This is a genomic window from Kitasatospora sp. LaBMicrA B282, from assembly GCF_050325825.1.
GTDB lineage: Bacteria > Actinomycetota > Actinomycetes > Streptomycetales > Streptomycetaceae > Kitasatospora.
The window spans coordinates 1-16849 of the sequence record NZ_JBNQTI010000038.1; the positions used below are offsets into that span (position 1 = coordinate 1).

Genomic DNA, 16849 nt, shown 5'->3' on the forward strand with positions numbered 1-16849 from the left:
CCGCTGGCCGCGCGGCCTGATCAGGCAGGATCGGGACCCTATGGGCAAGCATTCGCGTACCGGGCCGCCCCCGCCACCGCAGAACCGCCACCGCCCACTGGCCCGGGCCTGCCGCCACACCGGAAGGTGCGCTCAGCTCGAGGCCGGCGGTTACCAGAGCGGCCCGACGTACGCTCCGCTGCGATGCGGGGCTGGTGGGGCAGGTGATCACCTTGTCCGGGAACAGCAGGCCCCTGGACCTCCCACCGCCACGCCATCACCCTGAAGCGCCGAGGTCAGTAACGACACCTCGACGAGAGCCGGGCGCTGTCGCGCCCGGCTCCCATCCCGCCCGGCCCGGGCGAAGCGTGTGGCGGCCTGGATCTGACGGTCCGACAAATGATCCGAACCGGCGGAATAACGTGGTTGTGGGCTTGCGGCCGGGTTGGGCGGATATGACTTCCGGTGTCCAGCACCCGGAAGTACTGCCAGGAAGTCGCGATGCCCGTGCCCCGTCCCACCTCCCGGATGGTGGCCCTCGCCACCGCCACCCTCCTCGGCACCGCCGGCATGGCCGTGGCCCTGGCAGCACCCGCCCGTGCCGCCGGTTTGCCGGACGGCTGTGTCCAGACCGATCCTCTGCCGGGCCTGCTCGGCTTCTCCTACCGGTGTACCAAGGGGCTGAGCCAGGTCTGGAACCTGGCGGACGGCGATACGAGGGTCACCATCACCAACGCCGCGGGGCAGCCCGGCATCTCCTCTACCGGCGCGTTGAACTACACCGGCAACGGGACGTTGACCGTCTCGGTCACCGGTGGGGCCGGCGCCGACGGCGTCGACGGGAAGATCACCGTCACCACCGCCCCGGTCGGCGACCCGCCGCGCACCCGCGATGCCTTCGTCACCGTCCACGGCGGCACCGGCGCGGACGCCCAGAACGCCGGCGCCGCCGGCGGCAGTGGTGGGGCCGGCTGCAACGGCGGCACGATCACCCTGCACGCAGGCACCGAAAGCCAACTTGAGGTCACCGGCGGCAACGGCGGCACCACCGCCGCTGGCACCACCGGCGCGGCCGGGACGCCCGGGACCAACGCCATCACACCCGGCCCTGGCGGCACCGGAGGCACAGGAGGAGCGGGCGGCAACGGTGGGGCGGGCGCGAGCGGGTGCACCATCGACGCCTCCGGCACCGCCACCCTCACCGGCGGACACGGTACCGCGGGCGGAGCGGGCGGCATGGGCGGAGACGGCGGCAACACCACCGCCAACAACCCCGGCGGGACCGGAGGCAACGGCGGAACCGGCGGCATGGGCGGCAACGGCGGTGACGGGACCGTGAACAGCACCGTCAGTGCCACCACGCTCACCACCACCGGCGGAAACGCCGCAGGCGCCGGCGGTGGCGGGATGGGCGGTGCCGGCGGCACCGGCCTCGAAGACAAGCAAGCCCCCAACGGCACCGGCGGCACCGGCGGAGGCGGCGGAGGCGGCGGGGCCGGCGGGCGGAACAGCACCCTGACCGCCACCACGGCCACCATCACCGCCACCGGCGGCGACGGCGCCGCAGGCGGTAGCGGTGGCGATGCCGGAGGCGCCACCGGCGGGAACGGGGGCAACGGCGGCAACGGCGGCGCCGGTGGCACCGGTATCCAGGACGGAACCCTGAACGCGGTCGCCACCATCACCGTCACCGCAGGCGACGGCGCCACAGGCGGAGCGGGGGGCAGCAGCCGCGGCGGCGGCACGGGTAGCACGACCCCACAAAACGGCGCCCCAGGGGCCAGTGGCAGCGGCGGCACCGGCACGGCCGGCACCATCACCACCACCGCGCTCACCATCACCGGCGGAGACGGTGGAATGGGTGCCACCGGCCGCACCTCGAGCTTTGCCGGTGACGGCACGGTCGGCGGTGCTGGCGGCGGCGGCAACACCGCCACGATCAACGCCACCGGCACCATCACCACCACCGGCGGAACCGGCGGGAAGGGCGGCACCGGAGGCGACGGCAGCGGCGGAGCCGGAGGAGGAGGTGGCGCCGGGGCCACCGGAGGAGACGGCGGAGACGGCAACACCGGTGCCATCACCACCAGCAACAACGCCACTGCCACCGGAGGCACTGGCGGAGTCGGGGGCACCGGAGGAACCGGCACCCTCACCAGCATCATCGTCCCTGGCGGCAAGGGCGGCACCGGAGGCGACGCCGGCGACGGCAACACTGGAACCATCACCACCACCAACACCACCAGCACCGCCACCACCAAGGGCGGCACCGGCGGAGGCGGTGGCACTGGAGGAGCCGGCACCGGCGCCGACATCAACGGCAGCCCCGGCAACGGCGGCACCGGCGGAAACGGGGGCAACGGAGGCGACGGAAACGGAGACGGCACCACCACCGCCACCGTCAACGCCGCAGGAACAGCCAACACCACCGGCGGACAAGGCGGCACCGGAGGAGCCGGCGGAGGCGGCACCCCCGCCATCGGAACCGGCGGGAACGGCGGCAACGCCGCTGGTGGTGGCATCGGCAACGCCACCAACGCCACCATCACCGCCCTCACCGTCACCGCCACCGGAGCAGACGGCACAGCCGGCGGCACCGGAGGAACCGGCGCCACCGGCGGCAAGGCCGGCACCGCCAGCGACGGCGCCACCGGCAACGCAGGCACCATCAACGCCACCAACACCGCCACCGCCACCGGAGGCACGGGCACCAACGCTGGCGGCAGCGGTGGTGACGGCAACACCGGCACCATCACCGTCACAGCCACCAAGGCCACCGTCACCGCCGCCGGCGGCAACGGCAGCAACAGTGGCGGAGCCGGCGGCAAGGGCAACACCGGCGCCGTCACCGCCACGACCTCAGCCACAGGCGCCACCATCACCGCCACCGGAGGCAACGGCAGCGGCGCCGTTGGCGGCTTCCTCGGCTACAGCGGTGAGGGCAACACCGGCACCATCACCACCAACGCGGGCGGCGCCACCATCACCGCCAAGACCGGCACAGGCAGCCTGTCCACGAACGGGAACGCCGACGGTGCGACGATCAACTTCGCCGGCAATGGCAACCAGATCACCGTTGACAGGAACGGCATCGCCACCTCAGCAAACCCTCCGGCCACCATCCAAGGCGCCACCGGCAGCAGTGGCAACACGATCACCGTGACCACCAACGCCGGCAAGATCGACGCCGGATCCGGCGGCAGCAACACCATCACCGCGCCCAACAACGGCTCCGTCGACAACGTCGGCACCATCGACGCCGGAGTGGGCGGCAACAACACCTGCCGCATCACCAACGAGGAGACCGGCACCTCCACCAACTGCCCCTGACGCCCCGGCCCGCCGCACCACACACACCGTGGTGCGGCGGGCCCGCACACCACCCCACCCAGACACACCGCCTCCCGCCCACGGCAGCCACCCGACCGGAAGCGGCTGCGCACGACAGCAACCACCGTGCCCGACAGCGGCCGTAGCCCTGCCGACGGAGCACCGGCCCCCCCGCCACAGGCATCCAGGCATCCAGGCATCCCACGGTCGCGACCACCTGGCGCGGCCGGAACACCCCGATGGCAGTTCCTCGGATTTCCAGGGTCGCGGTGAAGCCCGGCTCCTTGTCCTCGCGTACCAGGGCGACTGTCTTCTGCCCGGTCTGCAGCCGAGGCGGCGCCGGCCCGGCCAGCCAGGTGATACTGCCCATCGGTCGACTCGCGCTGCTGCGGCCGCGACCAGGTCTACGAGCCCTTTGCCGACGCTGGAGTGCAGCGTTGCCCCGACCGCATCCCCCGGATCCATCGTGCCCGCACCGGGCTTGTGTCGCGGGCTGGGTTGGTGGCACGGCTTTCGGTCACGTCCGGGCTGGTCCGGCGCCGGTGACAGGACGGGCCGGCGGCTGGGGCGATTCGTCCGGCCTGGCCGCAAGTGGCCCGATCCCGGGTCGGAGGCTCCGGTCGGCGCAAACAGGGAGTCGACGGCATGACAACGATCAGCTGGGCAGGCAGAAGGGGAGCCACTGCTGCGGCGCAGCGCTTGTCAGTCGCGGCGCGCGAGCCGGGCCAGTCGCGGGCCGAGCAGGGGGTCGGCTTCGGCGATCAGGGCGAGGCCGGCCGGCCGCCCTGTGTGTCCAGGGCTGCGGCGCGCTGGGGAGGGAGCGAAACGCTGATGGTGACCGGGGGAAGCAGGAGGTCCTCCAGATGGTCCAGGTCACTGCGCAGGGCCGCGAGGCGGTCGATGGCAAGTTGGCCGTCGTCCGCTCCGCAGGCCTCCGTGAACTCGGGGTGGAGTTGGTCTGCGAGGGCGAGCAGGCTCCTTGCAGCTCGTGTGATCAGCTGGACGAGGGCCGCGGTCGCGTCGCGGGCTGGTGCGTCGAGTTGGACGGTGGCGGAGGTAAGCGTCTGGAGCAGCGGGCGGATCATGTGGGTGAGGGCCTCGGTGTCGTCGGCGATCCGGTCGGCGAGGATGTGGCCCGCGGTGCCGGTGAGGTCGGCGGTGGCGATGGGCCCGTAGGTGATGGACAGGCGTTCCGCGGGCAGGTCGCTTCTGTCGACCAGGTGGTCGACGGTCCGTTCGGCGGCACGCTTCAGGTCCCTGTTCCCGCTCACGGACTCCTGCCACTGCTGCGCCGAGGAACTGGCGGTGATACGGACGGCTCGTGCCGGCTCCTCGCGCAGGCCTCGGATTGCCTCGGCGAAGGGCTGTCCCGTTCTCGGCGTCTTGTTCGACGTAGGGTCTGCGGGACAGCGCGGCTGGCGCTGTCGTCTCGGTGACATGAAAGGGCATCGTTGAACCCGAACCCCACCTGTTGCTTCTGCTATCAGGTCATCGATCTCGACCAGGACGGGGCAGCGACCAAGCTCAGGCTCGGTGCGGTTGACCCAGTGCGAGGCGGTGCCGTGCGGCAGCAGGCCTACTCGCACTCGAACTGCCTGCGCGAACGCGTCCACCCGGACATCGACCTGTGGTTCGAGTTCTGAGGCCGGGCCGATCTCCGAGTCCGCCGGCCGCAGGTGCGATGATCATGCGATGCCTCGCGTGATCACGGCGTCGGGGATCGTCATGGATAGCCCCGTTCACCGGGCTGCGGGGCCGGCCAGCGGTCCCCGAACTAGGCAGGAGCCGCAACAGCACAGCCCACTCGGCATCAGAGAGCTCATGACGACGCACCATGCCGGACATGATCTCTCATCACTTGATCGGCTTTGAAGACGACTCCTAGGTGTCGGGCATCTGGTCGTTGATGCGGCGGGCGTAGCGCTCGTGGGCGGCTTGGCGGCTACAGCCGAGTTCCCGGCCGATGGCTTCCCAGGTCATGAGGCCGTCGCGGGCGGTGCGGACGGCGTCCAGGCCGCTGCGCGCGGTGGTCCGCTCGAGGTGGGCGACCACGCGCAGCGCGGCGGCCGAGCGGCCGGCTTGGGAGAGGTTCTCGATGCGGCGGGTCAGGGTGTCGAGGAGTTGCTCCACGTCACGGGGGATCACGCCCTCGGCCTGCTCGACGTGGTACTCCCAGTCCGCGAACACGCCGGTGCGTTCCTCGATGCCCTCGGTCGCCTCGTCGTCGCCGAAGTCGACCAGATGCATGTCCGCGCCACGCCAGCCGCAGCCGCACCCGGCCCGTACCCCGACCGCCCGCGGTCCGTCCGCCCCGTTGTAGAGCCACCATTCGGTGCGCCCGTCGGCGATCGGGGCCGGCTCGTGGCCGTCCGCCAACACCGCCACCGGGAACCCCTCGTGCCGGCCCGTCTCATCCACCCATGACATACCGCGCCCCTCTCCCCTGCCTGACCTTGTGTCAAGGATCCCTGACACTCGTCATGGCCGTCAAGGCTCCTTGACAATGCTTGGGGAGCCTGAGCGCCACGGGCCCGCTTGCCCCGCGGCACGCCATGCTCACCGCGGCGACCACCGGCGCCGCCCGGTGGCACTCGCGTAGACCCGCTACCTCTACACATCGGGTTCGGGCCGACGTCGCCCACCGCGGGCGAGCGCGCCTGCGGTCCCGTTCTCCTGCCACGCCGAGCCGTGCCTCCTGTCGTCGGATCTGTCCTGGATCAACGACGCTGCGCCTACCCCGTCGACGTGCTGGACGTCCTGTCCGGCAAATCGGGTGCCTGACGATCAGGCCGCCGCTCTGCTCGTCTTGCTGTGGGCCAGCAGGTTGTGCAGTTGCACGACGCCCTCCCACAGCACCTCGCGGGAGGCGTCGGCGGTCACGGGGACGGTTTCGGTCCAGCCGTCGTAGGTTCGGCCGTGGTCGCGGACCGGCTTCCAGTTCTGTGCCCGCCATTCGGCAAGGACCTCGCGTTCGAGCCGGGCGGCGTCGCGCCCGAGCGGGAAGTCGAGGGTGGCATGCAACTGCCAGCCCTGGCCCTGGTGCTTCTGGATCCGTCCGGTGTTCAGGTTGCAGATGCCGATCTTCGCCGCGCCCAGCCCCTCGTGGGTCAGCAGGTAGACCTGTGCGGGGCGTTCGCGTTTGAAGCCGTAGTCGGCGCACTCGAAGCAGCCGGTGCCGCGGCTGTTCACGCTGCCCAGGGTGGGGTGGACGATGGCCTGGCAGGCCGGGTTCGTGCACCGGCACCGCCAGGGTTCACGCACTCCCGGGTAGGGCTGCAGGGGCTGCAGTCCGGCTTCGAGCATGATGTCGTGGGCGGTGTCCGGGTCGATGACCACGCCGGCACACCACTTGCAGGCCTGGGCGCCGCGCCTGATCCATCCCAGGCGCGGGTGGATGAGGCGGTCGGTGGGTCCAGGGCAGTGGGGCGCCAGGCACAGGCTGCGCCAGTGCTTGTTGACTCCGGGGTAGGGCTCGAGCGGCCGGGCGCCGGCCGCGAGCATCTCGGCGTGGGCCTGCGCCTCGGACACGCGAGCGCGCCCGCTGCACGGCAGGCATCCGCCCTGCCCGTTCAGGACGACGTTGGCGTAGGTGGGGCTGACCTCGGCTCGGCAGGTCAGGCACCGGCAGGGCCAGGGCGTGGTGGCCTTGCGGTAGGGGGCGAGCGGTTGGACGCCGCGCTGGATCATCTCGTAGACCGCTCGCTCGGGTCGGATCGCGATCCCTGCGCAGTACTTGCAGGCCGAGATGGTGGCCAGGCGGGCATCCGACAGGCGCGGGCTGATGTCGGCCGGCTGTCCCTGCCACAGGCCCGGGCACAGGGCGCTGCGGCACTGGCTGGGCCAGGGGACGTCGATGCCCGGGTAGTCCGTAAGGGGTTCCACGCCCTTGGCGCGCAGCTCGGCGAGGGCGACGTGGGCGGGGACCTTGCGCTTGGCCACGGCGCGGGCGCGGCCGCACGGTTCGCAGCCTCCGCGGCCGGGCTGCATCACGTTGCGGTAGATCGGGGTGACGTACTGGCCGCAGTCCATGCAGACGCTCAGCCACGGTTTGGCGGCCGTGGGCCAGGGCGAGATGGGCCACACATTCTTGGCGATCATGTTCGCCTTGGCGGTCTCGGGATCGAGTTGACGGGGCACAGCGCTCCTGGGGTCGGGAATGCCGCAACCTTCGGCGGCCTCGGGGTGGACGGTCTGCTCGACCCGAGCTGCGCGGGCGCGCCGGTGCAGGATCTGCGCCCGGTGGTCGGCTGCGGACATGATGGACTCGGGCGCGTGCCGCAGGGCCGGTGACGGGGTGCTGCGACCCTCGGCGCCGCCCTGGCCGGTGGCGGCCGCGTGGAGGGGTTGGAAGTAGGCGCGCTCGCCGGCCAGGACGTCGACGAGTACGGCGAGGTCGTCCCAGGCCACCGCAGTGGTGCCGTCCAAGATGGTGCTGATGCGGTCCTGGGTGAGGCGGTAGTCGGTGGCGGCGGCCAGGCGGCGGTGGCTGGGGCGCCCGGCCCTCAGGTGCAGCGTGCTCAGGGCTGCCTGCAGGGCGGTGCGGGCGGCAGCCGGGTCGTCCTTGGGGGCGCGGGTGCGGGAAGAGCCGGTGGTGGGCGGATGCGGTTGCGTTCGGGTGCCGGGCCGGTTGGGGGCGGTGCGGTGCTCGAACTCGCGAAGACGCTCGGCTTCCCAGAGTTCGCGCAGAACCTTGGGGTCGGCGTCGCAGGCCAGGGCGATGGCCTCGGTCAGCCGCCACGTCGGAATGCGCCCGCCGGCCAGAATGCGGGACAGATAGGAGGCAGACAGGCCAGAGGCATCGCTGACGGCGCGTTGACTGCGGCCGGTCGCACGCACCAACCGTGACAGCACCGGGGCCAGGCGATTGACGGCCGGCCGGTCTGCGGGCTCGGGAAGCGGCGGCGCGGGCGCACTCCTCTCGCCCGGTGCCGGCACCCGGGCGCCTGGCCCGGTGGCCTTGGCCGCGGGCGCGGTGCGCCGGCGCAGCCGGGCCAGGCGCCTTTCGATGTCGTGGGGCCGGAAGCGGTGGCGGGCGGTGTCCTCGCTCACCGCAAGCGCGGCGGCGATCTGGGCCCAGGGGGTGCGGTGCAGGCGGGCCTGGCCGACCAGGCCCGCGGTCAGGTCCTCGATCCGCACCGCGAGTTGGCGGGCGTCGGCCAAGGCGGTGGGCGTGACACCGGTGCCGGTGCCGGCCGTGGTGCGCAGGTCGCGCTGGATCGCGTTCAGGCCGGCGGCGAGGTCCTTGACCAGTTCCTCGAGGATGTCGTCCAGGTCCCCGGTGGCCATCGGGTAGGAGGCGGCGTCGGCCGCGAGGCGGCGTCGGTGCAGGGCCTGGCGGCAGGCGTCGCTGCAGCACTGCCGGGGGCGGCCCTGTCGGCGCTCGTGCAGCGGGATCCCGCAGTTGGCGCACAACGGGCTGGTGATCATCGGCCACTCCGTCTCCGGGGCCCGGTCCGGGGCCGAGGTCGGTGTCACGAATCGGAAGGCGGCACCCGCCGAATCCGATCGGATCCGGCAGGGCCCCGCCCCCTCTAGAGGCTCGGCATACGCGGCGGGGTGGGGCCGCTGGCAGCGGCCCCACCCTCTCGGTGCCGGGTCAGGCCCGGCGGCGCCACAACCTGTGGGCGACCACCAGGAGCAGCGACGCGACGGTCGGCACCCAGTCGGACGGGTGCATGCCCTGCGGCGGGATGACGACCACCACGTTCATGCGCCCGGCGGGCCGCCGGTTATGCGGGCGCCGCTTGCCCACCCGGTTCATACTCCGGGTCGTCTCACCCCCTCCGGTAGCGTTGTTGCCACCGGCAGGGCCCTCACCAGCGGGTTCGGTCGAACGGGAATGCGGGGAGCGAGTCACCGCTCCTCACCTCCTCGAAGTAGTAGGTATGTGCGGTGCGCAGGCCGTCGGATCGGCGCGAACTGAAGCGGCGACCTGCGCACCGTGCGCAACCGTAGACGCACCCTTCGCACAGTCATACAGTGCGCAAAACAGGTCATTTGGGCGATCATCCGAGGTCCCGGGCACGCTCCAGCGAAGCCATTCCCCGACAATCGCTCCGTACGGGTGAAATAACTGCGAACACCACCTCCATAGCCCGCCGATCTGGTATCACCCCTTCACGGCTCGCCAACGCCCGCCGTGAGGATGAGCAGCCGCCTCGCCGGGCGCCCTGCCCGACCGAACTCGGTGCCGCCGAGGACCTGGTGGTCGGCCTCATCGCGCAGTTACTCACCGACGTCGCTGCGAGCGCTTGGCCACTGAACGTCCGGCTGTCCCTGCAGTTCACCGGCGCCCGGTGGGTCGTGTACGCGCTCGCCCACGATGATGAGGACCCAGCTCACGTTTCTCAGCAGAGCACCGGCCGGCCGCACGGCCTTGCAGGCCCACGCCCTCGGCACGCCCGGCCAAGGACACACCGCCGGCCCGAGGCACGACACGATCTTCTTCGGCATCAAGCACTGCAAGCGCTCCACCATCAGGGCCTACTGTGGCGAGAGGCGGCTCCTGCGTGGCAAGTCGAAGGCGGGAGGCCGTTCCATCGGCGCCGAAGGACTCCACGCCGCGCTGGCGTACCGCGACGCCCAACCCCGCCGCCAAACAGTGGCGAACAGAATCGGCAGATGCTGCATACCGACCCCCGGCCTGACCGTCCAACAAATCGGCACCAGGTCGGCGTCTCCCGAGAGTGGGGCCGCACACTCCTCGCCGAGGCCAAGGCCGAGCAAGGCACGTGACGGACGGTCCTCCGACGAGCAGCACCGACGAGACGCCCCTGGCTCAGCCGGCGACGGTGGAGCGGGCACGGATTGCCGGCGGGGCCCGCGACCACCGCGTCCTGAGGGTCCGCCTCACCCGCCCGACCGGCGACCGCGGGTGCGGGCCCCGTGCGGAGCCCACCACCTGCACGATTGCGACCTGAACCGGGCGCTGCGCGGGGCGTCCGCGCGGAGGCGCTGCAGCCTGCCGCCGGAGCACCACCGATCCTGTCAGTGCCGGAGGCAGGGGTCTTGCGGGGCGATACCGGGGGCGTAGCGCTGCCACTGGGAGGCGGTGAGCGGGGCGCCGCCGGTGTATTGACACAGGTGGTCGGCGAGCTTGGCGGGGTCCATGTCGAGCATTGACACGGTGCCGTTGGTGGCCAGCAGGAGGGTTGGCTGGGTCAGGGAGAACGCGGCGGTCGCGATGGAGCCGTCGGCCGGCTTGTACGAGGCTTCGAGGTTGGGGCTGGTGCGGTTGTGGATGTCCCAGAGTTGCACGGTGTCGTTGTTCCAGACCGCCATCACCCTGTCGGCGGGGTCGAAGGTGATGCCTCTGATCCCCTCCAGCGCGAGGATGCTGGAGCGAGGCTGCGGGTGCTGTGGGTCGCTAATGTCCCACAGGGTGACAACGTTGGCGTTGCTGCTGTCGGAGGCGAGCAGCCGGTTGTCGTTGCTCGGGGACAGGACGGAGCCCACCGCGCCGGGCAGGGTAACCCGAGCGGTGGGACCGGCGTTGGCCCCGAAGCGGAACAGCAGCCATCTGCACTGGCAGCTGACCTGGTTGGTGGTGTCGGCGGCGAGGACTGCGCCGCCGGTGGTCGCACTGTTCATGACCACGCCATCCTGCTTGGCCTTGGTGTCGGTGCTTGCGGCCGCGACCGAGGAGGACCCCGCACGGACGGGGTGATCAGGGTTGCTGACGTCCCACCAATCGAAACCAGCCGTGGTAGCCACCATGGCTGTGTGGTTGCCGAGGACGCCGGCGAAGTTGTTCGCCGCTGCCGGCACGGGAAGGGAGCCGGCGGCCACCGCGTCGATCGCATCGGTGATCCGCCACAGGTGCAGGGCCCCGCTGCCGACCACCGCCACAAGGTCGCCGGCAGCGTCCGAGGTGACGCCTGGGCCGACATAGAAGCCGGCCAAGGTGGGGAAGTCGGCGGTGCCGAGGGAGGTACTGATCGCGGGATGATGTGGATCGCTCAGGTTCCAGAGTCGGACCTGCCCGGTCAGTGTCACGGTGACCAGCGCGGTGTCGCGAAGAAAGAAGAGGCCCCCATCGCACTGACCGGCAGTGTGGCTTCAAGGACGGGTTGGTCGGCCGTGGAGAGATCCCAAATCCCGACGGACTGCGGATCCTGACTGAGCTGCCCGGACGACTGCGGCGCGGCCAGGAACCGGCCGTTCGCGCTGAGGCTCCAGTTGGGACCAGAATCCTCCACCTGTGCGTCGAGTTGCGGTAGCAACGGGTGCCGCCACTGCCGCAAGATGCCGTCATCGCCGCCGGTAAGCAGCCCGCCGGACGGTGTATAGGCCATGGCGAAGGCACCGGAGGCCTCGGGCGAGCACTTCATGGACGGCCCGGGCTGCTGGTCCAGATTGCCCGGCGACAGGTCCATCAGGCAGACCGAGCTCGGAGGGGAGATGGTGTCCATACCGCTGTAGGCGAGTTGGCCGCCATCGGGGCTGAAGGCCAGCGACTGCAGGGTCTGGAGACCGGGGGTGTTAACGCTGATCGCGGTGGGTTGGGTGGGGTCGCCGAGCCGCCAAAGGCCTACTTGGCTGTCGCTGGCAGCGCCGAGCAGACCGCCGTCGGGGCTGAAGGCGATCGCCTGGAAGCTTCCTGCGATCGTGGCCGTGTGCTGCGGGTGCGCCGGGTCGCCGACCTGCCAGAGCTGGGTGGTCGCGCCGAGGGCCGTGGTGGCGAGCAGGTTGCCGCGTGGGGCGAAGGCCACTGCGGTGAGCCCTGCCGAGCCCGGGGTGGTCGGGTTAGGCAGGTCGGCCAGGAGCCGGGGTGCCGAGGGGTCGGTGATCGACCACAGTACGGTCTCGCCGTCTCCCAATCCCGCGGCCAGCACGCCGCCATCTGGTGTGATAGCCATGGAGGGGACAGTCTGCCTCGGCCTGTCAGGCCCGCCCGCGGGCCGGGGTAGGCGACCCGCGACAATGGGGTGCCGAGGGTCGGCCAGGTCCCACAGGCACAAACCAGGGTTGTCGCCAGCGTCGCATGCGGCGGCCAGTAGGGATCCGCTCGGGTTGAGAGCCACCGCGGCGGCCGATGAGTGGATGGCCGCATCGAGAACCGGGGCGGCAGGGTCGGCCAGGCTCCAGATCCGCACGCTGTTGTCGGTGGCCGAAGCGGCGACCAGCGGGCTGTGCACCGCCGTGGCGATCCGCAGGATCTGGCTGCCGGTGTCACCGACAACGCTGTCCAGCATGCTGCCGAGCACGCCGTACAGCTGATCGGCTGCCTCCGGAGTGGGTGAGGAGCGATAGGCGGCGATCGCCAGGCGGCTGGCCAGGCCCGGATCGGTGCTGCGCAACGCGGCCGCGTCGGCGGCCAGGCTCTTGGACCGGACGATCGCCGCCTGCCGTGCGGTGTCGTGCTGCTGGCGCACCGTGAGAACCAGGCCGGTCGCCGCAGCCAGGGCCAGCACGCACAGCACCGCGATCACCGCCCGTACCCGCCGGGCCCGGGCGCGGCGGTGCCGCCGGCCGCGCCGCAGGTAGTCACGCTCGGCCGCGTTCAGCAGCCCGCTGCCCGTGCTCAGCCACGGCTGCGCCCCCGCCAGGGCGCTGCGGGTAGGTAGCAGGTCAGTGGTCTGCCCACCGAGTTGCCAGCGCTCCAGGTCGTGCCGCAGCACCTCCCGCCAGGCCAGGAAGGAGCGGTCCTGTTCGGCCCAGCCGCGCAGCCGCTGCCAGGCGGTGATCAGGGCCTCGTGCGCGAGTTCCACGGTTTCGACGCCCTCGGCGTTGCGTCCGGTCACCAGCAGGCGGGTGGCGGCGAGGTCCTGGGCGATGCGCCACTCGGCTGCGCCCAGGTCGGTGCGCAGTGCGCAGCGACGGGTTGCGGATGCGGCCTCGAGCGGGACTCGGACCAGTTGGGTGAAGAGACGGCGTGCCGGTGCCTCGTCCGCCGGGGCCACGCAGGTCTGCCAGATCTCGTCGGCGTGCGCGCCCAGCGCGCCACGGACTCCGCCGAGGTCGTCGTAGGCCTGGTGAGTGAGCAGCCCGCCGTGTTGGCGGTGCCACAGCTGGTCGAGTGTGAAGCCGAGTAGCGGCAACGCCCCCGGCCCGGAGCCCGTCTCCGCCAGCAGCCGCTCGGCCAGGTTGGCCTGGTAAGTCACCCCGGGGACGGCCTCGATCGGCGCGGTGACCACCTCGCGCAGCTGTTCGGGGCTCATCGGCCCGAGCGCGTACACCTCGCGCCGGATCGCCGGGCCCAGCCGCGGGTGGTCCAGCACAGCGGCTAGAAAGTCGGCCCGCAGCGTGGTCAGCACCCGGACCGTCTCGGGAAGTTGTTCGTGGTAGAGCACCTCGGCCAATCTGTCGACGTCACCCGGGCCGGCGCCGAGGAGTTCCTCGAACTGGTCCACAACCAGCAGCAGGCGGCTGCAGTTGTGGCGAGCGAGCAGCCGCGGCACCAGGTCTGCCAGGCCATCCGGGTCGGCCAGCAGGCTGGTGAGCAGTGGGAGCTCCGTCAGACGGTGAGTCTCGGGAAGCTCTGGCTCCAGCAGGGCCAGCAGGCCTGCAGCGAGTGCCGAGAGCGGGCTGCTGCCATTGGCCGGCCGGACGGTGAGCACCAGCGAGCCGCCAGCCCGTAGCCGCGGCACGACGCCAGCCAACGCCAGCGAGGACTTCCCAGACCCGGAAGGTCCGACCACGGTGACCCAGCGCTCGCGACCCAGCCGGGCGGCCACCTCGGCGCTCTCCGCGCGGCGACCGTGGAAGACGTGGGCATCTGCCTCCGCAAACGGCATCAGGCTGCGAAACGGCGACGGCGGCAGCGCAAGGTCGCGCAGCACGGGCCAGGCGGCCAGCAGGCCGTCGGTGGGGATCAGGTAACTCACCGGGGGCTGGCCGGCCTCGGCAGCCACCATCATGCCGACCACGCCGACCAGCTGGTCGTCCCACACGGGCCCCCCGCTGAAGCCCCGCGAGACGCGGTGACCCGTGGCAGCGAGGTCGGCCTGCACCCAGCCATTGGCCTGCCTGGCCCGCAGAACGCCCGAGTGCCAAACCCCGCCGTCATGGCCCAGCGGAAATCCGAAGGCCCGAGCCGGGTGCTGCCACACCTCGCCCGCCTCAATCAGCCGGACCGGGCGGGCGCCAGGCAGCATTGAGCTCAGTCGCAGCACAGCTACGTCACCGCCGCCGTCTGGTTGCCGACGGTCCCAGACCTCGACCACGGCCGCCACACCGGCGCTGCTCGCGCGGGCCTGCCCCCGCGGTGAAGGCTGCAGCGGCAAGTCCACGAAGACCGCACTCCCGACACCAGGCTCGACGCCTTGGCCAGCCAGCGCGGCCTCGACGACGTGTGCGCACGTGAGGGCCAGCTCGGGGGTGACCAGAAAGCCCAGGCCGACCGGGTTCTCCAGCCGGTCCCTGATCCGCAACACGGCCGCGTCCAGCGCTTTCGCCCCGCCAACCGCGCCAGGCCCGGCCCCGGGGATACCGTCGGGCACGGCCCCGGTCACGACGACGCCGCCGTCCCCGACGCCAACCCACCACCCTCGCCCGCGCCGTCGGCCTCATCCGATGGGCGATGCCAGGTGAGCGACACCTTGAAGTTGGCCTGCGCCGTGGTGCTGGAGATCACCACGTCCGCCTCGGCAGAGAGCGAGAGGCCGAACTCGACACAGATCTCCTGCGGCGCGTGGGCCATGCCACGAAACCCATCGACGAAGTGCTCGGCCACCGGTAGGACCCCGGCCAACATCTCCCCCAATGACCTGGTCGCCCGGGCCACCACCTGCCCCGGCCGGGCGACCTGAACCAGACCCTCCGCGGCCTGCTCGACCTCGATCCGCACAACCTCAGGCCGCTCCGCCGTCCCACCGACTGGCAGCTCCACCAGATAAGCCACTTCTCCCCCTCGGACCAGCATGGCTCACATGCGCTTCTTCTCGGATCAGCCCTCGGAACCGGCCGCGCAGTGGCGCGGCCCCGTAGCGGAACTATCAACTCCTATACAGAGAAATGGACTTGAGGGCAGGCTGAAGTTACCCCAAAAGAACTGCGAACGCTTCAAGTTCGACAAGATCAAACAGGCGCAGCGGGTGGAGGCGTGGGTGCCGCAGCGGGCGCGACGCCGCCGTGGGGCCGGCCCGTTCGTTAGGCCCGGGCAGATGCCGTAGGGCGGCTGGACCACCACCCTCAACGCGCACCTGCTACCCGCAGCGAACGTACTCGACCTGGTCCAGCAAGCATGCGCCGCCACCACCAGAACCTGACGAACTGGCACCAGCAGCCTACGGCAGCGTCCGACGGCGGGCCGAGACCGCTTGTCCCACCCGGCACCGCGCGGACCAACTGCCGGGGCCTCACCACCCGGGCACTACCGCAGCGCGGCCAAGGCATCGGCCACGACCTGCTGGTCGTCGACCACCAACCGGACCACTTCGGGCAGCAGGATGGCGAGCAGCGTCGCCAGGACGGTGTTGATCCCGGCGCGCTCCTCGGCGGTGTAGGGGGTCAGCGGCAGGCCCAGGTACCCGCGGGCGGCTCCGGCCAGACTGCTGCCCAGGCGGCTGCCTGTCACCTCGCAGCCGGCGAACCTCATCAGCGCGCTGCGGATCTCCTCCGGGACGGGCGCCGGGGTGGTCGGGCCGACGGAGGTCAGACGAGCGGTCAGCTCATCGGCGGCGGGCAAGGCGGTGGTGACGGCGGACACGGCGCTCCTGAGTATCAGTGGGCCGGGCAAGGACGTTCGGGGGTAGGCGGGGCGGGAGCGGTCACGACGGTCCTTGGAGCCGGAGCGGGCCAGCGGCCAGGCGCTCCGGGAGAAGAGCCGGGTAGGCGCGCTGGGCCGGGCCCCGCTGGCTGGGCCGGTAGGAGCCCGTGCCAGCGCCTGCGACGAAGGCGCGCTCGCCTCGCTGTTCGGCTGGCGGCGGCCTTCAGCCGCGCGGTGAACGCCGCCGGCAACCGAACATGCGAGGCCATCACGCGACCGGGGTGGCCTGGGGGCCGTCAGCTCTGCCCTCCTGCCAGGGGAACAACAGCTGTGGCTTGCCGCCTTCGCTCCAGGCGACGGCCAGGTCGAGGTTGTCGGCGTGGGCGCGCCAGCCGTGCATCCCGCTGTCGTAGTCGGCCTGCACCACCGCAGCGCGCACCCGCACCGGACGCTGCCCGCCCTCCACTCCCCCGGCCGGCTCCCACGCCAGCACATCGAGGACTGCGCGGCCGTCCATCACCGCCCAGCCCGGCCGGGCGACCTTCCGGGCCCACGACGGGTGGAGCCACAGCTGCACGATCGGCGGGCCGCCGTACTCGCGCTTGTACGTGAAGAACATGTGCGGCATGCCCTCGGTGAGCTGCGACTCGACCTCCGCTTTCGCGACGTCCGGGACCTGGGAGGCGTCGTGCCCGGCCGGGTCCCGGACGGCCTGGAAGGCCGGCGGCCCAGCAGGATGCTGCGCGTAGTTCATCTCGCGGTACCAGGCGGCGAAGCCCGCCCGCACGGACGCGACCACCGCCTCGCCGATCAGCTCCCGTGCCTCGGCAACCCTCACCAACCCGCTCCCTCCTGCACGCGCGCGGGCCCGACCACCGACGGGCCCGGAAC

Annotated in this window: 9 protein-coding genes; 1 reads left to right on the forward strand and 8 read right to left on the reverse strand. The window is 71.7% G+C overall.

Annotated features, from left to right (window positions below; all coding sequences use genetic code 11):
* Nucleotides 1-480: 480 nt before the first annotated feature.
* Nucleotides 481-3309 (forward strand): hypothetical protein, encoded by a 2829-nt coding sequence (locus tag ACQRUO_RS13440; RefSeq protein WP_428316088.1) that lies wholly within the window; start codon nt 481-483, stop codon nt 3307-3309.
* A gap of 761 nt (nt 3310-4070) precedes the next feature.
* Here the strand turns inward: ACQRUO_RS13440 and ACQRUO_RS13445 are convergent.
* The 8 genes from ACQRUO_RS13445 to ACQRUO_RS13480 all read right to left on the reverse strand — a co-directional run bounded on the left by ACQRUO_RS13445 (nt 4071) and on the right by ACQRUO_RS13480 (nt 16796).
* A complete protein-coding gene (locus tag ACQRUO_RS13445) occupies nt 4071-4580 on the reverse strand; it encodes a hypothetical protein (protein ID WP_428316089.1) in 510 nt (169 codons plus the stop codon).
* 610 nt (nt 4581-5190) lie between these two features.
* Nucleotides 5191-5736: a hypothetical protein gene (locus ACQRUO_RS13450; RefSeq protein WP_428316090.1), complete on the reverse strand. Its 546-nt coding sequence runs from the start codon at nt 5734-5736 to the stop codon at nt 5191-5193.
* Nucleotides 5737-6093: 357 nt separating this feature from the next.
* Nucleotides 6094-8736 (reverse strand): helix-turn-helix domain-containing protein, encoded by a 2643-nt coding sequence (locus tag ACQRUO_RS13455; RefSeq protein ID WP_428316091.1) that lies wholly within the window; start codon nt 8734-8736, stop codon nt 6094-6096.
* A gap of 1560 nt (nt 8737-10296) precedes the next feature.
* On the reverse strand, nt 10297-11304 hold the full coding sequence (locus tag ACQRUO_RS13460) for a hypothetical protein (protein ID WP_428316092.1): 1008 nt from the start codon (nt 11302-11304) through the stop codon (nt 10297-10299).
* Nucleotides 11301-14762 (reverse strand): trypsin-like peptidase domain-containing protein, encoded by a 3462-nt coding sequence (locus ACQRUO_RS13465; protein WP_428316093.1) that lies wholly within the window; start codon nt 14760-14762, stop codon nt 11301-11303. Before ACQRUO_RS13465 ends, ACQRUO_RS13460 begins: the two co-directional genes overlap by 4 nt.
* Nucleotides 14759-15151: a CU044_2847 family protein gene (locus ACQRUO_RS13470; protein WP_428316094.1), complete on the reverse strand. Its 393-nt coding sequence runs from the start codon at nt 15149-15151 to the stop codon at nt 14759-14761. The genes ACQRUO_RS13465 and ACQRUO_RS13470 overlap by 4 nt, the downstream gene beginning before the upstream one ends.
* A gap of 471 nt (nt 15152-15622) precedes the next feature.
* Nucleotides 15623-15958 carry a hypothetical protein gene (locus tag ACQRUO_RS13475; RefSeq protein WP_428316095.1) on the reverse strand — a complete coding sequence of 112 codons (336 nt, stop codon included), beginning with the start codon at nt 15956-15958 and terminating at the stop codon, nt 15623-15625.
* Nucleotides 15959-16226: 268 nt separating this feature from the next.
* Nucleotides 16227-16796, reverse strand: a complete 570-nt coding sequence (locus ACQRUO_RS13480; protein ID WP_428316096.1) for a hypothetical protein — start codon at nt 16794-16796, stop codon at nt 16227-16229.
* Nucleotides 16797-16849: the final 53 nt, after the last annotated feature.